The 19,497-nt window shown below is 71.6% G+C and carries 15 protein-coding genes and 1 pseudogene; 7 read left to right on the top strand and 9 right to left on the bottom strand.

Features of this window, described 5'->3' with window-relative positions; translation table 11 throughout:
- Positions 1-43: 43 nt before the first annotated feature.
- Together PQI07_RS34190 and PQI07_RS34185 are read right to left on the bottom strand one after the other, a co-directional pair.
- Entirely contained in the window at positions 44-577 is a 534-nt protein-coding gene (locus tag PQI07_RS34190) for a protein phosphatase CheZ (RefSeq protein WP_051044744.1), read from the bottom strand.
- Between the two features lie 110 nt (positions 578-687).
- Positions 688-1,071 (bottom strand): response regulator, encoded by a 384-nt coding sequence (locus PQI07_RS34185; protein ID WP_012317888.1) that lies wholly within the window; start codon positions 1,069-1,071, stop codon positions 688-690.
- A gap of 297 nt (positions 1,072-1,368) precedes the next feature.
- Between PQI07_RS34185 and PQI07_RS34180 the strand changes: the two genes are divergently transcribed.
- Entirely contained in the window at positions 1,369-2,355 is a 987-nt protein-coding gene (locus tag PQI07_RS34180) for a bifunctional riboflavin kinase/FAD synthetase (RefSeq protein ID WP_043388800.1), read from the top strand.
- A 62-nt stretch (positions 2,356-2,417) separates the two neighbouring features.
- A complete protein-coding gene (locus tag PQI07_RS34175; protein WP_043349698.1) occupies positions 2,418-2,636 on the top strand; it encodes a DUF2093 domain-containing protein in 219 nt (72 codons plus the stop codon).
- Positions 2,637-2,639: 3 nt separating this feature from the next.
- On the opposite strand, the gene lpxK is transcribed toward PQI07_RS34175, so the two are convergent.
- The 3 genes from lpxK to PQI07_RS34160 are packed head-to-tail and all read right to left on the bottom strand — an operon-like array spanning position 2,640 to position 5,733.
- Positions 2,640-3,620 (bottom strand): tetraacyldisaccharide 4'-kinase, encoded by a 981-nt coding sequence (lpxK, locus tag PQI07_RS34170; RefSeq protein ID WP_053610917.1) that lies wholly within the window; start codon positions 3,618-3,620, stop codon positions 2,640-2,642.
- A complete protein-coding gene (locus PQI07_RS34165) occupies positions 3,620-4,951 on the bottom strand; it encodes a 3-deoxy-D-manno-octulosonic acid transferase (protein ID WP_043388803.1) in 1,332 nt (443 codons plus the stop codon). Before PQI07_RS34165 ends, lpxK begins: the two co-directional genes overlap by 1 nt.
- Complete coding sequence (locus PQI07_RS34160) at positions 4,948-5,733, bottom strand: lysophospholipid acyltransferase family protein (RefSeq protein WP_053610916.1); 786 nt, start codon at positions 5,731-5,733, stop codon at positions 4,948-4,950. The genes PQI07_RS34165 and PQI07_RS34160 overlap by 4 nt, the downstream gene beginning before the upstream one ends.
- A 279-nt stretch (positions 5,734-6,012) precedes the next feature.
- Between PQI07_RS34160 and PQI07_RS34155 the strand changes: the two are divergent.
- From PQI07_RS34155 to PQI07_RS34145, 3 genes and pseudogenes are all read left to right on the top strand, one after another.
- Positions 6,013-6,516, top strand: a pseudogene (locus tag PQI07_RS34155) (VIT1/CCC1 transporter family protein); the annotation flags it as partial.
- A 64-nt stretch (positions 6,517-6,580) separates the two neighbouring features.
- Complete coding sequence (locus tag PQI07_RS34150) at positions 6,581-7,534, top strand: metallophosphoesterase family protein (RefSeq protein ID WP_274929071.1); 954 nt, start codon at positions 6,581-6,583, stop codon at positions 7,532-7,534.
- Positions 7,535-8,070: 536 nt separating this feature from the next.
- Positions 8,071-9,465: an amidase family protein gene (locus PQI07_RS34145; RefSeq protein ID WP_043756004.1), complete on the top strand. Its 1,395-nt coding sequence runs from the start codon at positions 8,071-8,073 to the stop codon at positions 9,463-9,465.
- Positions 9,466-9,721: 256 nt separating this feature from the next.
- On the opposite strand, the gene PQI07_RS34140 is transcribed toward PQI07_RS34145, so the two are convergent.
- The 4 genes from PQI07_RS34140 to PQI07_RS34125 are packed head-to-tail and all read right to left on the bottom strand — an operon-like array spanning position 9,722 to position 16,263.
- The gene (locus PQI07_RS34140) at positions 9,722-10,864 is read right to left on the bottom strand and encodes a M20/M25/M40 family metallo-hydrolase (protein ID WP_274929070.1); all 1,143 of its coding nucleotides are present in this window, start codon (positions 10,862-10,864) and stop codon (positions 9,722-9,724) included.
- Positions 10,861-12,333, bottom strand: coding sequence for a M81 family metallopeptidase (locus tag PQI07_RS34135; RefSeq protein WP_274929069.1), 1,473 nt, complete (start codon positions 12,331-12,333; stop codon positions 10,861-10,863). The genes PQI07_RS34140 and PQI07_RS34135 overlap by 4 nt, the downstream gene beginning before the upstream one ends.
- 31 nt (positions 12,334-12,364) lie before the next feature.
- Positions 12,365-14,722 (bottom strand): penicillin acylase family protein, encoded by a 2,358-nt coding sequence (locus tag PQI07_RS34130; protein WP_274929068.1) that lies wholly within the window; start codon positions 14,720-14,722, stop codon positions 12,365-12,367.
- Positions 14,719-16,263, bottom strand: coding sequence for an acetolactate synthase large subunit (locus PQI07_RS34125; RefSeq protein WP_053610972.1), 1,545 nt, complete (start codon positions 16,261-16,263; stop codon positions 14,719-14,721). The genes PQI07_RS34130 and PQI07_RS34125 overlap by 4 nt, the downstream gene beginning before the upstream one ends.
- Before the next feature lie 209 nt (positions 16,264-16,472).
- On the opposite strand from PQI07_RS34125, the gene PQI07_RS34120 reads away from it, so the two are divergent.
- Both PQI07_RS34120 and PQI07_RS34115 read left to right on the top strand, forming a co-directional pair.
- A complete protein-coding gene (locus PQI07_RS34120) occupies positions 16,473-18,074 on the top strand; it encodes an ABC transporter substrate-binding protein (RefSeq protein ID WP_053610910.1) in 1,602 nt (533 codons plus the stop codon).
- A gap of 5 nt (positions 18,075-18,079) precedes the next feature.
- The gene (locus PQI07_RS34115) at positions 18,080-19,471 is read left to right on the top strand and encodes an amidase (protein WP_274929067.1); all 1,392 of its coding nucleotides are present in this window, start codon (positions 18,080-18,082) and stop codon (positions 19,469-19,471) included.
- The last annotated feature ends 26 nt before the right edge of the window (positions 19,472-19,497 follow it).

Here is a 19,497-nt window from a genome sequence, read left to right as displayed (position 1 = left end):
GACTATCGGGTCGGCGGTCGACGCCTCGCCGGCAAGGTTCGCCTCAGGCAAACAGCGCGTCGATGTCGTCCTGGGAGGGCGTGGCGTCCACAGCCTGCGGACCGTTCAGCAAGAGATCCTCCGCCCGGGCCCGCCGGGCGCGCTCGGCGGGATCCATGGAGGACGCGTCGCGGGCCTTCACGGCCCCCACGAACCGCGCCAGGCGCTGCTCGAACAGGCGCAGCGATTCGACCACCTTGGCGATCCGCTGGCCGGTGATGTCCTGGAACGCGCACGCTTCGAAGATCGTGTTGATGCGCTCCTCGACGGCCTCGCGGTAACCCGGTCCGTCGGGCAGGCCGAGCATCGCCTCGGCGGCCTCCATGATCGTGTTGGTGGCGCCTGCCGTCGCCGCGACAACGCTGCCGAGTTCCTCGTGCGCCATGGGGATGCGGTCACGGCTCATCTCGTTCGCGCGCAGCGCCCCGATCTCCTCACGGAGATGGGCGATGTAATCCGCGATCTCGATCAGCTCGGCGATCACGGTCTGCGGTTCACGAAACCGCAGATCGGCCTGCCGTGAGGCGGCTGACGACATGCTCTTCTCCTCGGATCTGTGGCCGTCCTGACCGGCCACGCCACGTCTCGGCGCCCGGCGGCGCAGGAGCGAACCGCCCGGACGGCGAGGGGACGAAGAAGGGGAGCCGGTCAGCTTCCGCAGACCGCCTCGATCTTCGACTTCAGCGTGGCCGCGTTGAAGGGCTTGACGATGTAATTGTTCACGCCGGCCTTCTTGGCCGCGATCACGTTCTCGGTCTTCGATTCGGCCGTCACCATGATGAACGGCGTCGTCCGAAGATTTTCGTCGGCGCGCACGTGCCGCAGCAGCTCGTAGCCCGTCATCGGCTCCATGTTCCAGTCGGAGATGACGAGCCCGTACTTGCGGCCCTTCAGTCGCGCCAGCGCCTCGGTCCCATCGGACGCGTCATCAACCTCTTCGAAGCCGAGCTGCTTCAGTAGATTGCGAATAATGCGGACCATCGTCTGGTAATCGTCGACAACGAGGATCGGCATGCTCAGGTCGAGAGCCATCGAACAACTGCTCCGTATTGCCCGGCGGGAAGCCGCGGCGGCTCCCGGATAGATTAACGCTTCGCTAACGCTGCGTTTTAGCTGCGCTGCACAGCATTGAAAATAGGGCACGCGCATTGCGAAGCGGTTAATCGGGACGGCCGGGGCGAGGCCGCGCGCCCCGAGGGCAGCCCGGCGCCCTCGGAATGCCTCGCTTGACCCTCCGGGCGCCTTTGGGCAGGGTCCGGCCGCGTCGGGCCCCTCGCGGACATGTCAGGCGATCCCATCCGACCCTTCCGAGCATTCGACCCCGAACCGATGGCCCCAGGCGACGACACGGCCGCGCGGCCCTTCACGATCTGCCGCGCCGATGCGCCCGTCCCACCCGCCCTGGCCGGGGCCGTGGCGGCGATCGGCAATTTCGATGGCGTCCATCTCGGTCATCGGGTGCTCGTCGAGGGCGTGCGCGCCGAGGCCCGTGCGGCCGGCCGACCGGCCGTGATCCTGACCTTCGAGCCGCATCCGCGGGCCTATTTCACGCCCGACGCGCCGATGTTCCGGCTGACCGGCCTCGCCGCCAAGGAGATCGTGTTCGCGCATCTGGGCCTCGACGGCCTGATCGTGCGTCGCTTCGACGGGGCTCTGGCTGCCACGGGCGCCCGTGCCTTCGTGCTCGACTTCCTGAAAGGGGCGCTCGGCCTGTCCGGCGTTGTCGTCGGGCACGATTTCCATTTCGGCCGCGGCCGCGAGGGTACCCCCGCGATCCTCGCCGAACTCTGCCGTGAAGCCGGGATGCGCTGCCGGATCGTGGCGCCGGTCGCCCTCGGCGGCGAGACCGAGCCGGTCTCGTCGAGCGCGATCCGCGCCGCCCTCGCGGCCGGCGACATCGTCCGCGCCAACGCGCTTCTCGGCTATCGCTGGTTCGTCCTCGGCGCGGTGCGCCACGGCGACAAGCGCGGGCGGCAGCTCGGCTTTCCCACCGCCAACATGATGCTGCCCGATTGCGGGCTGGCACACGGCATCTACGCGGTGCGGGTCCGCCTGACGTCGGGGGACTTCCGCGACGGCGTGGCGAGCTATGGGCGCCGTCCGACCTTCGATGACGGCGCGCCGCTGCTGGAGACTTATCTCTTCGATTTCTCCGACGATCTCTACGGGCAGGACATCGCCGTGGAGTTCGTCGGACACATTCGCGGCGAGGAGCGGTTCGCCAGCGCCGACGCGCTGGTCGAACGCATGCATGTCGATGCGGCGATGGCGCGGGCCCTGCTGGCGCGCGATGAAACCCCGTCGATGCTGACCTGAACCTCGCGGGCATCGCGGGGCGTGCAGATCGTGTAGAAGGCGCCATCGAGCAGGAGGCGGACGTGCTGGGTCGTTACGAGCGCGCGAACAACGGCGAAGCGGTCGTCGAATACGGCGACGGCACCATGCGGGTGGTCAAGCCCGGCAGCTTCGTGCGCTGCGCGGTGACCGGCGAGCCGATCCCGCTCGACGGGCTGCGCTACTGGAGCGCCGCCCGCCAGGAGGCCTACGCCTCCCCCGAGGCGATTCTGCAGCGGCTCAAGGAAACCGGCCGTCCCTGAGGGTCACGGCGCGCGGAGCGCGTCGCGGATCTGCCGGCGCAGGGCGTCCGCGTCGTCGAGCACGAGGCGGACGCGCAGGACGCGCACGTCTGCCGAGAAGGCCGGCGGCAGGCGCACGGCGTCCTTCTCGGTGGTGACGAGGTCTGCACCGAGGCGCCGGGCCGACTCGGCCAGGACAGCCAGTTCTCCCGGCCGGTAGGGATGATGATCCGGGAACGGACGCGTCCCGGCGATCACCGCGCCCGCCGTCGCCAGGGTCGCGAAGAACTTTTCGGGTCGGCCGATGCCCGCGAAGGCGAGGCAGCGCCGGCCCGCCAGATCATCCGCCTCCCGCACGAGTCGCGCCCGGTGGACGGGCAGGCCGCGCCGCTCGGCCGCCCGGGCGACCGCGTCGCCGCCGGCGCCATCACCGATCACGATCAGCCCACCGACATGCGGCCATTGCCGGGCGAGGGGCGCGCGCAGCGGCCCCGCCGGGAACGGCAATCCGTTGCCGAGGCCGGCGGGACCGTCGACCACCGCGAAGCTGAGATCCTTGACGAGGCTCGGATTCTGCAGGCCGTCATCCATGACGATGACGTCGGCGCCAAGCTGCCGGCAGAGGGCAGCGCCCGCCGGCCGGTCCCGGGAGACGATCGCGGTCGCCTTGCGGGCGAGGAGCAGCGGCTCGTCGCCGACCTCCGCGGCGGCGTGGCGGTCGGGATCGACCTGCACCGGGCCCGCGTTCCGGCCCCCGTAGCCGCGGGACAGGAAGGCCGGCCTGCGGCCGAGCTCGGCGAGGAGGGCCGCGACCGCCAGGGCGGCCGGCGTCTTGCCGGCACCGCCGAGGGTGAAATTACCCAGGCACAGGACCGGGCAGCCGGCCGGGGCGCCGGGACGATCCATGCGCCGGGCCACCAATGCCCCGTAGAGCGCCGCGAAGGGGGCGAGGCCGCGCGCGGCCGGGTGATCCGGCCCCGCCGCCCAGAAGGCCGGGGGCCGCATCAGGCCCGCACGAGCGGTCGCGCGCGGCTACCCCGGTCGAGGCGCTGGAGCTTCATCTGCGCCACGAAGGGATCGAGCACGGCGAGCGTGCGCGCCACCGCCCCCTCGAAGGGCTCCAGGGCACGCTGCCCCTCACGGGCCATGTCGGCGAGCCGGCTCCGATCGCCGAGGAGCTCCGCGGCGATCGCCGCCAGTTCGACGCCGTCGCGCACGGGCAGGGCGCCCCCGGCCCGGTCGAGGGCCTGATAGACCACGCTGAAATTCTCGATGTGGGGCCCGTGCAGCACCGCAGAGCCGAGGCGCAGCGGCTCGATCGGGTTCTGTCCGCCCCGCGGCACCAGGGAACCGCCGAGAAACACCAGGGGACTCAGGCGGTAGAACAGGCCCAGCTCACCGATCGTATCCGCGACGTAGACCTCGATGGACGGGTGAGGCCGCCCGCCGGTGGAGCGCCGGGCGCTGCGCAGGCCGACGGCGTCGGCGCACGCCACCACCTCGCCCCCCCGGGCCGGATGCCGCGGGGCGATGATGGTCAGGAGCTGGGGGAACTGCACCTTCAGCATCGCGTGCGCATAGGCGACCATGGTCTCCTCGCCGGCATGCGTGCTCGCGGCGACCCAAACCGGCCGGCCGGCCATCATGGCCCCGAGATAGGCAAGCTGCTGCGCGTCGGCCGGGGGCACCGACGCGTCGAACTTCAGATTCCCCGCGATGCTCACCCGCGGCGCCCCGAGCTTGGCGAAGCGCTCGCCGTCCTCCTGGGTCTGCGCGAGGCAGATCGCGATCCGCGTCAGCAGAGCCTTGGCGGTGCGCGGGCAGCGCTCCCAGCCTCGGAACGAGCGCTCCGACATGCGGCCGTTGACCAGGATCAGCGGGATCTCGCGCTCATCCAGCGCCAGGATCGTGTTCGGCCAGATCTCCGATTCGGCGATGACCGCGAGGTCCGGCTGCCAATGCTCCAGGAACCGTCCAATCCAGCGGGGCGCGTCGAGCGGCATGTACTGATGCACCGCGCCGGGCGGCAGCCGCACGCCGACGAGTTCGGCCGCCGCGCGTGTGCCCGTGGTCACGAGCACCGAGAAGCCGCGGGCGATCATGCCCTCGACGAGCCCGATCAGCGACAGGGCTTCGCCGACGCTCGCGCCGTGCATCCAGGCCAGCGGCCCGACCGGCCGGGCCCGCCCCGGCAGACCGCGCCGCTCCGGAAGCCGACGCGGATCCTCCTTGCCGCGCTGCGCACGCCACGCGAGCAGGCCGGTCAGCGCCGGCTCGCCGATGCGCAGGCCGGCCCGGTAGGCCTGCAGCGGCAGGGTGACGGAGGGACGCCTCACGCGAGGTCTCCCACCGGCGCGTCTCGGAGCTCGGGAAGCGGGTCGCGGTAGAGCGCCGCCCGGTCGGCGCGCCCGACGAGCGCGTAGGCGCGGGCATGCACCCGATTCATTTCGGCCTCGACGAAGCGGCGCAGCGTCTCGAAGGCCTCGCCGTCGCTGTCCCGCGGAACATAGATCGGGTCGCCCAGCACGATCGCGCCGCGGCCGAAGGGCAGGCCCAGGCAGGCCCGGTCCCACGAGTTGAAGCGCAGATGCCGGCTCGTCACCACGGCCGCCGGGACGATCGGCCGCCCGGAGAAGCGCGCCAGGGTCAGGATCCCGGCATCGCACCGGCGCGAGACCTTGGGAACGTCGGCGCTGAAGGCCACCGATTCGCCGCCCTTCAGGGCCCGCAGCATGGCCCGCAATCCTTCGGCTCCGCCCTTGGCGCGCAGATCGGTGGCGCGGCTGCGGCCGCGGGCGCCGGAGGCCCGCATCACACGGACGCCGAAGCGTTCCAGCGCGATGGTGTTGATGTTCCCATCCGGATTCCGCGAGATGATCGTGGCCACGCGGTCGCCCGGGCGACGCATGAGCGGCATCATGATGTGCTGGCCGTGCCACATGCCGATGATCAGCGGCTTGCGCGCGTCGATCCAGCCGTCCGCGGCCCCAGGGGACGCATCGCCCGCATGGATCTCGAAGCGGTTGGTGAGTCGCACGAGCCGCAGATAGCCGGCCGCGAAACGGCCGAGGAGGCCCTGCACGGACGGATGGCGGATAAGACGCTTGCCGAGGTTCATGTCACGCGTGGGGCGGCTGGACGGCCGCCCGATCAGTTCCGGATCGAATTCGACCGGGCATGGTCTAGCCCCCGCCCCCGAGACGAGACAATCGGCCCCGCCCACAACCACACGTTTGAGCCACCGGTGTCGACCGGCCTGCCGGCGTCGCGGATGCTCCCGCGGAGCGGCGAAAACACGGCAAGCACCCTTGTTTGGATTGATTCCAGACTGTAGATTGGAATTGATCCAAACAAGGAGATTCGCATGGCCGCCGCCCTCGAAAGTGCCGTTGCATTGGACGCGGAAGCGCGCCGCGCCTTCGTCTTGCGCTACGTGCAGCCCGGCCTTGCGGGCCTGATCGACGGCTCGGTCTCGACCCTCGCGCCGATCTTCGCGGCGGCTTTCGCCACGGGACATAACGGCGCGACCTTCCTGGTGGGGCTCGCGGCGTCGGTCGGGGCCGGCATCAGCATGGGCTTCACCGAGGCGCTCTCGGACGACGGCCAGGTCACGGGCCGCGGCGACCCCTGGCTGCGCGGCCTGGTCTGCGGGGCCATGACCACGCTGGGCGGCCTCGGCCACACGCTGCCCTACGCGATTCCCGACACGCTCCCGCCCGGCTGGCCGAACCCGTTCGTGCTCGCCACGAGCCTCGCCGTCCTGGTCGTGGTGGTGGAACTCGCGGTCATCGCGGCGATCCGCACGCGCTTCATGGCGACGCCCTTCTGGCGCGCGGCCCTGCAGGTCATGCTCGGCGGAGCGCTGGTGCTGGTGGTCGGGATGCTGATCGGAAGCGCTTGACGCGAGGCGCCGCGCCCGCGATGCGGGGCGCCTTCCGTCCCCGTGTCGAGGGTGACCACCGGCGTTGACCTTCCGCCTCGCCCATCTCAGCGATCCGCATGTCGGCCCCCTCGGCCGGGTGCGTCTCCACCAGCTCATCGGCAAGCGCGCCACCGGCTACGCCAATTGGCGGCGCGGGCGCTCGCGCAGCCACGACATGACCGTGCTGGAGGCGCTGGTCACCGATCTGAAGGCGCAGGGCGCCGGACACATCGCCTGTACGGGCGACCTGTGCAACATCGGCTTGCCGAGCGAATGGGAGACGGCCCGCACCTTCCTGGAGGCACTGGGCTCGCCCGAAGCGGTCAGCTTCGTGCCGGGCAACCACGATGCCTATGTCCGCGGCTCCCTCGAAGGCCTGCTCGCCGCCTGCGGCCGCTACACGGGCGACGATTCCGGCTCGTGGGGCCGCTTTCCCTATCTGCGGCGGCGTGGGCCCCTGGCGCTGGTCGGCCTGTCCAGCGCGATCCCGACCAAACCCTTCGTGGCGACGGGCCGCCTCGGTGCGCCGCAGCTGGCCGCGGCCGAAGCCCTGCTCCGCGCCCTGGCCACGGAGCCGGGCCGCCCGTTCCGCGTGGTGATGATTCACCATCCGCCGCAGCCCGGGGGCGCCTCGCCCGGCCGCGAGCTGAAGGATGCCGCAGCGTTCACCGCGATGATCGCACGGGCCGGGGCGGACCTGATCCTGCACGGTCACAATCACGTCACCAGCGCCGCCCGGATCCCGGGGCCGGACGGCCGGGCCGTCCCGGTGGTGGGTGCCCCCTCCGCATCGGCGCGCCCGCACGGACACGGGGCGATGGCGTCGCGCCGGGCCTCCTACCTGCTGTTCGAGATCGACCGGTCGGACCAGAGGGTCTCGGTCACGGCCCGGCGACGGGGCCTCGATGCGTCAGGCGCCATCAGCGATCTCGGCGCCCTGGACCTCGACGGGTCGGACCTCGACGGGTCGGACCTCGACGCGTCAAACCTCGCCTGACGAGCCGGGCCGGCCGGCCCGTGAGGGGGGCGCCGGCCCGGGATCGGGATGCGGGTCAGATGCCGACGACTGTTAAGTCGGTGCGCTGCTGTCGGCTGAGGCTCGCTTCGTAGCGCTCGGCCTGGAGGCGGGTAAGACCGCAGATCAACGCGAGTGTCCCGCGATACACAGTGTAGGTGCCGTCGTGTGTCGGCCTGACGCGAATCACCTCTGCCATGGAAGCCTGCCTTCTGCTGGAGGTTGCCTGCCCTCGTCTAAGAAAGTCGTTCCTTCTCGCTGAATTGGCCGGTCGAACGCGCGAACGGGGGGAGGTTATCAGTCGTTCCAAAGGTAGCAAGAGCCGCCTACGTCGGAATGCTTAGGTCTTTTCTGCTGCATTGCGGCAAAGCCTTGCCGGCGTTGGCGATCCACGGAAGCGGAAAAAAGCGGCCGTCGGCTTGCATATTGAATATGCTGCGCGGGCCGGCCGGGAGCCGCTCGGGCGGTGCGAATCGTAGGATGGACCCCGCCCGTCCGGGCGCGCGAAAGGAACCCCCATGCAGCTCTGGCGTCTGACGGCGACCGACCTCGCGGCCCTGATCCGCACCGGCCAAGTTTCGGCCCGGGAGGTCGCGCGGGACGCCCTCGACCGGCTCGAGACGGTCAATGGGCGGATCAACGCCGTGGTCGAGCACCGCCCGGAGGATGTGCTGGCGCAGGCCGACACGGTGGACGCCGCCCGGGCTCGGGGTGAGGCGCCCGGCCCGCTCGCGGGTGTCCCGGTCACCATCAAGGTCAACGCCGACCAGCAGGGCTTCGCGACGACGAACGGGCTGCGTCTCCAGCGCGACCTCGTGGCGACGGACGACAATCCCGTGGTCGCCAATTTTCGCCGGGCCGGCGCGGTGCTGCTCGGTCGGACCAACACGCCCGCCTTCTCGCTGCGCTGGTTCACCACCAACCAGCTCCACGGCGACACCAAGAATCCGCGCGATCCGGCTCTGACGCCCGGCGGCTCGTCCGGAGGCGCGGGCGCGGCTGTGGCGGCCGGGATCGGCGCGATCGCCCACGGCACCGACATTGCCGGATCGGTGCGCTATCCAGCCTATGCCTGCGGCGTGCACGGGCTGCGTCCGAGCCTGGGCCGGATCCCCGCCTGGAATCCGTCCTCGCCCGAGCGCGGGATCGGTCCCCAACTCATGGCGGTCTCGGGGCCGCTCGCCCGCAGCATCGCGGATCTTCGCCTCGGCCTCGAAGTCATGGCGGCCCCGGATCCGCGCGATCCATGGTGGGTGCCGGCGCCGCTGGAAGGGCCGTCCGTGCCACGCCAGGTCGCCCTGTGCGTGCGGCCTGGGGGCCTCGCCACTGCCCCGGAGGTCGAAGCCGCCCTGCGCGAGGCCGCGCGCCGCCTGGCCGAGGCCGGATGGACGGTCACGGAGATCGCCGACACCCCGCCGATCCGGGAAGCCAGCGAACTCCAGCTCCAGCTCTGGCTCGGTGACGGCTACGCGGCGGTCCGGGCTGCGGCGGAGCGGGAAGGGGATCCGGCGGCCATCGGGCTCCTGGAGAGCTTCCGGTCGCGGGCCGAGGCGATGGCGCCCGACGCCATCGCCCGGGCGCTTACCCGGCGCGCGACGCTGGCGCGGGAATGGTCGCTGTTCCTTGCCGAGAACCCTGTGCTCTTGGTCCCGGTCTCGGGCGAGCTGCCCTTCCCCGACGGGCTCGACCGCACCGGGGATGCCGGTGTCGCCCGGGCCTTCGAGGCGAACCTGCTGCAGGTGGGACTGGCACCGATCGGGGTCCCGGCGCTCACCGTGACGACCGGCCTCGTCGGACGGACCCCTGTCGGGGTGCAACTGGTCGCCGCCCGCTTCCGGGAAGACCTATGCCTCGCGGCCGGCGCGGCGATCGAGGCCGGAGGCGTGCCGGAGATGCCGGTCGACCCGGTCTGACGCCGGGCCGCCCCTGTCCGGACCCGAAAAGTGGCAGGCCTGCCGGTCCGACGATCGGCTGCAGGAGTCGCGACGGGTCGCGGATCGCCACAGGCGGGTGCGTGTGAAGCCCCTGACCGGTCTGCCGGCCGCGCCGTCAGGTCCGCTCCTCGCCCTGGCGAGCTTCGTCCGCGGCGGCACGGCGGGAGACCTGCCGGGGTGCCGTCGCGATCGCGACCCTCGGCCGGGTCCGCGCCTGACATCACGCCGGCCGGGCTCAGGCCCGGCCGGCGGCTCCGAGGTTTGCCAGCAGGGCTGCGAACAGCCGCGCCCGCTGCGGCAAGGTCTCGATCAACACGTGCTCCTCCAGGGTGTGGTAGCCTTGGCCCAGCGGCCCGAGCCCGTCGAGGGTCGGGATACCGTTGGCGCCGGTGAAGTTGCCGTCCGAGCCGCCGCCGGCACTGCGATGGGGCAGGGGCTGGCCGAGCGCCTCGCTCAAGGCACGCGCCTGCTCGTAGAGCGCCATGCAGCCCGCATCCGGCTCCCAGACCGGCCGGGTCACGCCCCGGGTCACGGTGAAGCGGACGCCGTCCTCCTCCCCTGACAGCGCCAGCATCCGCTCGACGCCGCGGTCGAGGTCGGCCTGGCGCTTGGCCATGCTGAGCGCCTGCCCGCGGCAGACGGTCGGGACGCAGTTCACCCACTGCCCGCCCGACACGATCCCGGTGGAGACGGTGCAGTCGGCATCCGAGAGCCCATCGATCGCGAGGATCTTGCGCGCCATCGCGCGGATCGCCGAGCGCCCCTCGTGGGGCGAGGCGCCGGCATGGCTCGGACGGCCCAGGGCCTCGAGGTCGAAGCGCGCGATGGCGTAGCGCCCGGTGACCACGCCGTTGTCGGGCTGGCCGGGTTCGGGCACCAGCACGACGGCGTGGCGGGCCGCTTCAGCCTCGATCAGGTCGCGGGTCGAGGGGCTGCCGACCTCCTCGTCGCCGGTGAACAGGACGGTCACCGGCAGCGGCGTCTCGATCCCGGCCGCAGCCAGGGCGCGGATCGCCGCCAGGGCGATGACGTTGCCCCCCTTCATGTCGAGGATGCCCGGGCCGTAGGCGCGATCGCCGTCGATCCGCCAGGGCAGGCTTCCGAGGGTGCCGACCGGATGCACCGTGTCGAGATGGCCGAGCACCAGAATGCCGGGCCGGTCGCGGTCCCGGTGCGGGAACCGCGCGCGGACGCAGTCGCTCAGGCCCATGCGGCCCGGGATCGTCTCGACGGTCGCCCCGAGGAGCGCGAGATCGCGGGCGGCGACGCTCATCATCCGATTGACCGCCGCCGCGTCGTGGGTGGGACTCTCGCACAGGACCCAGGGCTGCAAGGTCGCGAGGATGTCCTGAGCGTCGAAGCGCAGATCCGGAATCATCGGGCTTTCTCCTCGGCGAACGGATCGGCGACCCGCGGCCAGTAGTGGCCCGACCGCTTGGTGTAGGGGATCGCGCCGTAATCCGGCGGAACGGCTCCGGGCGCCGCGACGTAGCGGACCTCGCTCGCGATCGGCGCGAAGGCGGCGTAGAAATGCTGCATCGACTTCACCACGACCATCCGCTTGTCGTCGAGGGTGAGGCCGAGACCCGTGAACGCGTCGGGCGCGAAGGCCTGCTGGCGCTTGTGGGTCAGCACCACGTGGATCCCGTCCGCCTCCACCCAGGCCGCGGGGCCGAGATGGGCGTGGCCGCCGCTGAGGCCGGTCTGGCTGTGGTTGTCGGACAGGCCGCGCACCGTGACGCGCAGGTCCACCGGGTTCCCGGAGGTCACGCCGCACTTGCCGCCGATCCGCAGCGTGAAAGACGCCCCGAGCCCGGCCTCGTGGCAGATGCCGACTGCCCCGGGATCCCAGATCAGGCCGAGGGCCACGTCCTTGACGCCCCGCTCTGCGAGGCGGGCGAGGATCGCGGTGTTGTCCGAAGGCGCGCCCGCGCCGGCATTGTCGGCGAAGTCGGCGAGGACCATCGGGCGCGGGTCGGCGGAGGCGAGGGCGAAATCGATGGCCGCGTCGATCGTATCGCAGCGGCTCGCGGCCTCTTCCCGCATCGCCCAGACCGCGCCGGCCAGCTCATCGGCCAGCGCCTGCGCCTTGCCGGCATCACCGTCGGCGACGACCAGTATCTTGGCACCGACATCCGCCACGTCGCCCCAGGGGAAGCCGTGCCCGAAGGAGACCGACAGGATGCCGTCGCGCCCCTCAAGGGACTCCATCCGGCGCACGAAGCCCGCGACCGGCTCGCGGCTGGTGCGCCACATGTTGACGATCCGGCAGTCGGCGTACGCCATCACCGGCCGGATGTCCTTCGACACCGTCTTGACGACCAACGGATACAGGTCGCGGGCGCGGTCGACGATGTCGGTGTGCGGGTATTCCTTGTAGATCACGATGACGTCGGCGTTGGTCCGCATCGTCTCTGTGAGATGGCAGTGGAGGTCGAGCTCGACGCCGATCGTGGCGTCCGGCCCGACGATGGCGCGGACCCGCTCCAGGATGTCGCCCTCGCAGTCGTCATAGCCCTCCGCCACCATGGCGCCGTGCATGAACAGCAGCACCGCGTCCACCGGCATCGCCGCCTTCAGGTCCTCCAGCAGGGTGTCGCGCAGCGCCTCGTAGACGGCCCGCAGGGTGATGCCGCCGGGCTGCGCGAAGGTCGAGAGGCTCTCGACCACCGCATGCCCGTCCGCCTCGGCCATCGCGCGCCAGGCCTTGAGGCCGATATTGCTCAGGCTCGGCGGGTTCCGGCTGCCGTCGCGGCGGGCGTAGTCGGCGTGAAACGCCGCTTGTCCGGTGGGCAAGGGCGCGAAGGTGTTGGTCTCTGTGGCGAGACCCGCGATGAAGATCTTCAAGGTCCTGTCCCAATCCGTCCCGGCCGCCGGGTCAGGCGGGGCTCGGGGTCAGCGTGATCACCGTCTCGGTGGCCGCGTCCACGGCGGCGCGGCCGTAGAGCATCGGCACATAGTCCTGGCGCCCCCAGACCGGGGCCAGATCGGCGTAGTGCGGGCTTGCCGGGTCCCCCGACTGGCCCGGCACGTTGATGAAGACCGAACGGTCCCAGTCCCCCACATCCACGACCATGCGGAACGAGGCGCCGTGGGTGAGCCGGAACGTGTCGGTCCGGTACTCCGCGTGCATGACCGATGCCGCGGCTCCGCCCACGGGGAGCGGACCGATATCCCAGCGGGAATCGGGCCTCAGGGCGGTCAGCGGATGCGCGAACAGCGCGTGGTGCAGGCGGCCCCAGGACCAGCCCGCGGGGTCGGCGCCCATCCGCTCCCGGCAGGTGCGGTAGGCGGCGGCGAGGGCGTCGGTGAGCAGCGCCGCGCACGCCGCCGGGTCGAGACCGGTCTCCAGCCGCTCGATCAGGCTCTGCGTGTCGCCGGGCGGCAGCAGGCGCCGCGTCCCCGGATCGGGCACCAGCGCCGCGAGCAGGGCCGGGCGAAGGTGCCGGACCCAGACCACCTCGATCAGGGCCGCCGCCGCGGAGCCGTGGTGCAGCGCGCCGTCGAACGACGCCAGCACGGCCTGGGCCGCGGCGACATCGGGATCGCCCGCCGCCGGCAGGGCCCGCACCAGATCGGCCAGCCGCCGGGCCGGCTCGGAGACGACATCCCCCTGGAGCGCCTGCGAGTCGGCGAGGCTGTGCCGGTCCGGCCCGCCGAGCACCGTCCGGATACGGCCGGCGCGCCAGGGCTCGGCCCATTCGAACCCGACCTTCCGATCCTCCGCGGGGTAGTCCGGCGGCAGGTTCATCTCGTTGGCGGTGGCGAGCCAGCCCGAGGCCGGATCGACGCTCCGGGGCAGGGCGCCGGGATCGTGGAAGCCGGCCCAATCGTAGCGGCCGTCGCCCGGCACCGGCAGCAATCCGTCATGGCCGGGGCGGACCGGCGCCTTGCCGGCCATGAACCACGCGATGTGCCCCGCGGTGTCGGCGTAGAGCTGGTTCACCGAGGGCGCCGACCAATGGCGCAGGGCCTCGCCGAAGGCCTCGGGCGTCGTGGCGCCGAGATAGGCGAGGCTGCCGAGATAGGCGGCAGCGCCGGGCTCCGACCAGACGGTCCGCAGCGCGAAGGCGCGGCCGCGGTCCTCGCGAAGCACAGGCCCGTGCCGGGTGAAGCCGAGGATGAGGGTCTCGTCCGGTCCGCCGCGCACCGGGATCCGCTCCGTGATGCGCGTGATCGCCGCCCAACCGTCGCCGGAGCGGTAGCGGTCGGGATCGGCCGGGTCGGTCTCGCAGACGAAGAGATCCTCCTGGTCCATCGGCGCGATGGTGAGGCTGAAGGCGGCCTGGCCGTTATGGCCGATGGAGATGCCGGGCAGGGCCGGCTCGCCGGCCCCGATCACGTCGAGCCCCGGGGCGGTCAGGTGCACGGCGTAGCGCAGCGAGGGCTGCAGGTAGACCCGGTGCGGATCGCTCGCCAGGATCGGCCGTCCGGTGGCGGTGCGGGACGGCGCCACCGCCCAGTTGTTCGAGCCCTCGGCCGGCTCCTTCGGCGCGCTGCGGGGGCCGCGCGTGACGGCTCCGTGCGCGTCGACTTTGGACCAGTCCCAGGCCTCCGCGCGGGTCGCCGCCAGCCGGTCCGGGCTGAACCCCGACGTCGCCGTGGCCAGCCGGAAGTCGTCGAGGAGATCGTCCGGCCAGTCGACGGCGTCGAAACCGTCCGGGACGATGGGTTCGTGGGGCGGGCTGATCCGCTTGCGCAGGTCGTCCGCGTCGAGCCCGTCCGCCCGGCTCTCCGCACGGGCGAGCACCCGTGCGCGGGCGACCTCGGACAGGACGTTGCGGATCAGCCCGTGGCTGCGGATGCGCACCACGTCCTCCGGCTGCCACAGGGCCGGGCGCGTGTCCGTCACGGCGAATTCCGGCGGGCGCAGCTCGGGACGCGCCTCGGTCAGGGCCACGTAGGCGTTGATCCCCGCCACGAACGCCGTGACGATGGCCCGCGTGTCCTGCGGCCCGTAGGCCGCCCACTCGGCCGCCATGTCGCCGCGGTAGAGGAACAGCCGGGCCGCGCGATCCTGGGCGAGGTAGCCGGGCCCGAAATCCGCCGCCAGCAGGCCGAGGCCGCGCTTGCGCCAGAGGTCGAGCTGCCAGAGCCGGTCCCGGGCCGCGTTGAACCCCTGCGCCCGGAAGGCGTCGAGCGCCGTGCCGGCGCGGATATGCGCCAGCCCCCAGCGGTCGAGGCGGATCTCCACCGGCGCGTCGAGGCCGGGGAGGGGATAGGTCGCGCCGCTCACAGAGCCACTTCGATGAGGTGCGGACCCGGATTGGCCAGCGCGTGCTCGAACGCCGCGATGAAGTCGGGCAGGGTCTCGACCCGCCGCCCCGCGACCCCGAATCCTCGGGCGAGGCTCACCCAATCCACCGCCGGATCGTCGAGGCTCAGCATGCCGAGCGCCTTCGGGCCGGGATTGAGCGCGCCGACATTGGCGAGTTCCGCCCGCAGGATCGCGTAGGAGCGGTTCGACCAGACGAGCGTCACCACGTCGAGGCGCTCGCGGGCCTGGGTCCAGAGCGCCTGCACCGTGTAGAGACCGCTGCCGTCCGCCTGCAGGTTGATGACCTTGCGGTCGGGGCAGGCCACGGCCGCGCCGGTCGCCATCGGGATGCCGAGGCCGATCGACCCGCCGCTGAGCTGGAGCCAGGTATGGGGCGCGGCATCCCGGGTCAGGGCGAAGAAGTTGCGCCCCGTCGTGATCGACTCGTCGCAGATCACCGCGCCCTCGGGGATCAGCGCGCCGAGCACCTGCCCGATCGTGTCCTGGTCCAGCGGACCTGAGGTCGGGAGCTTCGGCCGCGGGCCGACGGCGACCGGTTCGGCGGGCGGGGCCGCGACGGCCTCGGCGAGCCGCTCGAGGGCGTCGATCTGGTCCTCCTCGGGCGTCGCCAGCGTGATCGTGGTGCTGCCCTCCGGCGCCAGCAGGCTCGGCTTGCCCGGGTAGGCGAAGAAGCCCACCGGCGGGGTCGCGCCGATCAGGATGATGTGGCGGAAGTCCTTCAGGGCCGCGATGCCCTGGTCGATCGGGTAGGGCAGGCGCTCGATCGGCACGGTGCCGGCGCCGCGGTCGATCCGGGCATTCGACGTCATGGCCATCAGCTGCGCGCCGGTCTTGCGGGCGATCCGGTCGGCGATCACCCGGCCCTCGTTCCGGACTGCCCGGTCGCCGAGATGCAGGAGCACCGGCTCGCCGCTCCGGAGCGCCTCCACGGCCGCCGCGATCGCGTCGTCGCTCGCCCGCGCACGCTCGGGGATCGGCGGCACGGGCGCGGGTCCGGTGCCGGGATCCCAGGCGGTGTTGGCCGGCAGGATCAGCGTCGCGACCTGACCCGGGGCGGTACGGGCGGCCGCGATGGCGGCGGCGCCGTCGGAGCCGATCTCGGTCGCGCTCATCCCGGTCCGCACCCAGGACGACATCGGATGGGCCAGCCCCTCGATGTCGGAGGTGAGCGGCGCGTTGTATTCCCGATGGTAGGTCGCGTGCTCGCCGACGATGTTGACGACGGGGGTGCGTGCCTTCTTGGCGTTGTGGAGATTGGCCAATCCGTTGGCGAGGCCCGGCCCGAGATGGAGCAGGGTCGAGGCCGGCTTGTCGGCCATGCGGGCGTAGCCGTCGGCGGCACCCGTCGCCCCGCCCTCGAACAGGAACAGGACGCAGCGCATCCCCTCGACCCGGTCGAGGGCGGCGACGAAATGCATCTCGGACGTGCCGGGATTGGTGAAGCACACCTCGACCCCGCCCTCGACAAGGGTCCGGACCAAGCTCTCGGCCCCGTTGATGGCGCGCGGCGTCTCGTCGGTCACGGGTGTCTCCCTCGCGGTGCCGCCGAGTTGGCCGGCGAATCGCATTTTTTATTATCGTGACGCGGCTGACGCCACGCGCAAGAGGCGAAGTCCGGCATCTTCTGTTCGCCGAACGCAGGACCTAAACTTGAGCGTGGCGCGGGAATTGCGCTTGGCGCGCCGCAACTACGACGATTGGGATCCGGATGACATTTCGCCGCCTGATTGCCGCCGCCCTGGCGGGTTCCGTGGCCCTGACGGGATCGGCCAGCGCCGAGAGCGTCCTGCGCATCGCCATGACGGCGAGCGACATCCCCACCACGACGGGCATGCCCAACAACGGCTTCGAGGGGATGCGCTTCCTCGGCTACCCGATCTTCGAGGGGCTGGTGCAGTGGGATCTCAAGAGCACCACCAAGCTCGCCGGGCTCATCCCGGCTTTGGCCGAGCGCTGGGAGCAGGATCCGAACGACAAGGCGGTCTGGACCTTCCACCTGCGCCAGGGCGTGAAGTTCCATGACGGGACGCCGTTCAACGCCGACGCGGTGATCTGGAATCTCGACCGCTACTTCAAGAACGACAGCCCGCAATTCGAGGCCCAGGGCGCCGGCATCACACGGGCGCGGGCGCCGCTCGTCGGGAGCTACAGGAAGATCGACGATTCGACCGTGCAGATCACCACCACGCAGGTCGCCTCGTACTTCCCCTACATGGTGGTCTACATGCTCTTCACCTCGCCCACCTCCTTCGAGAAGGCGGGGCGCGACTGGAGCAAGGTCGCGGCGCTGCCGGCAGCCGGCACGGGCCCGTTCAGGATCACCCGCGTGGCCCCGCGGGAGGCGGTCGATCTCGCCAAGTTCGACGGCTACTGGGACCCGGACCGGATGGCCAAGGTCGACAAGGTCCGGCTGCTGCCGATCCCGGAGGCGAATGCCCGGGTCGCGGCCCTGCGGGCCGGCCAGGTCGACTGGATCGAGGTACCGGCGCCCGACGCGATCCCGTCGCTGAAACAGGCGGGCTTCACGATCACCACGGGCTCATACCCGCATGTCTGGCCCTACCTCTTCAACATCGGCGCCAAGGACAGCCCGCTGAAGGATGTGCGCGTCCGGCAGGGCCTGAACTACTGCATCGACCGGGCGGGCATCGTCGAACTCCTCAACGGGACCGCCGAGCCGGCGACGGGGTGGCTGAACGACAAGGACCCGAATTTCGGCAACCCGAAGAACCGCTACACCTTCGACGCCGCCAAGGGGAAGGCGCTGCTGGCCGAGGCCGGCTTCACCGACAAGAAGCCGCTCAGCCTCAAGGTGATGATCTCCTCCTCCGGCTCGGGGCAGATGCTGCCGATGCCGATGAACGAGTACCTGCAGGAGAACCTGAAGCAGGCCTGCAACGTCGATCTGACCTTCAACGTCGTCGAATGGCAGGTGCTGCTGAACGCCGCCCGGGCGCTCCCCGACGCGCCGAACCTTCAGGGGGCGATGGCGCTCAATGTCTCCTCGCCCTCGTCGGATCCCGCCGTCATGGCCCGCTACTTCGCGGGCGACCGGTTCCCGCCCAACGGCTTCAACTTCCCCAACTGGAAGGATGACCCGTTCGACACGGCCCTGAAGGCGCTTGCCGAGACCACCGACGCCAAGGTGATCGACGCGCAGACCAAGACCGCCCACGAGCGCCTGGTGGACAACCCGCCCTGGCTGTTCGTCGTCCACGACCTCAATCCCCGCGGGATGTCCAAGAAGATCCACGGTTTCGTCTCGCCGCAATCCTGGTTCGTCGATCTCACCCTCGTCAGCGTGCAGTAGAACCCATGTCCGACATCGATCCCGTACACGCCTCCGCGGCCGAACTCGCCCGGGCGATCCAGGGGCGGACGCTCTCGCCGGTCGAGGCCGTCGATGCCCTTCTCGGGCGGATCGACCGACTGGAGCCCAAGCTCCAGGCCTTCACGGAGGTCTTCGCCGCCGATGCCCGACTCGCCGCCGAGGGCGCCGACCGGGCGATCCGGTCGGGCCATGCCGTGGGGCCGCTCCATGGCGTCCCCGTCGTGCTCAAGGACCTGATCGACCTGGAGGGCCGGATCACCATGGGCGGCTCGGCCGCCCACCGGGCCCGGCGGGCGGAGCGCACCGCGACGATCGCCAAGCGCCTCATCGGCCAGGGCATGATCGTGCTCGGCAAGACCCACACGGTGGAGTTCGCCTATGGCGGCTGGGGCACGAACCAGCATCTCGGCACACCGTGGAATCCCTGGGACACCGAGACGCCGCGCACCCCCGGCGGCTCGAGCAGCGGCACCGGCGTTTCGGTGGCGGCCCGGATGGCCCCCTGGGGCATCGGCACCGACACCGGCGGATCGGTGCGCCTGCCGGCCGCCTTCTGCGGGCTGACGGGGCTCAAGGTGACGGTCGGGCGCGTCTCGACCTGGGGGATCGTGCCGCTGTCTATGACCCTCGATACGCCCGGACCGCTGGCCCGCACCGTGGAGGATGCCGCGCTTCTCTACGAGGCGATCTCCGGCCCCGATCCCCGCGATCCGACCACCCGCGGGATCCAGCCGGAGGCCCCCTGGTCCACGCTCAACCGCGGCGTCCGCGGTCTGCGCCTCGGCCGGATGCCGGCCTCGGAACGGGACGGGGTCGCCCCCGACATGCTGGCCGCCTACGACGCGGCCCTGGACCTCCTGGCCGGGCAGGGGGCGGAGATCGTGGATGTCGAACTGCCGTTCCGGTTCAGCGACTGCATGGCGCTGACCGAGATCACCAACGCGGAGGCCTACTTCGTCAATGGGAGCCTGGCGGAGGACCCGTCCGCGCAACTCGGCGACGCCGTGCGGGGGCGGATCCTGGCCGGCGCGACGGTCTCGGCCCAGGCGTACCTCGGCACGCTTCACCGGCGGGCCGCGATGAAAGAGCAATACGCTGCCGCCCTCGAGGGGATCGACGCCCTGCTGACGCCGACCACCGAGAGCGCGGCCGTGGCCCTCGCCGCCGTCGACGAGGCGCACCTGCCGTCGCGCTTCACCCGCTTCGGCAACCTGCTCGACCTCTGTGCCCTGGCTCTGCCGAACGGCTTCACCGGCTCCGGCCTGCCGCTCTCGCTGCAGATCGTCTGCCGGGGATACGAAGAGGCAACGGCTCTGCGGATCGGACAGGCCTACCAGCGGGCGACCGACTGGCATCTGCGCCGGCCGCCGATGTGAGGGGCGTTCGGACGCGTGCCGCCGGC

It is taken from the genome of Methylobacterium sp. 092160098-2 (genome assembly GCF_028920805.1).
In the GTDB taxonomy this organism is placed as follows: domain Bacteria; phylum Pseudomonadota; class Alphaproteobacteria; order Rhizobiales; family Beijerinckiaceae; genus Methylobacterium; species Methylobacterium fujisawaense.
Note: the sequence above shows the minus strand (reverse complement) of the source record. Positions and strands in the feature narration are given on the sequence as shown.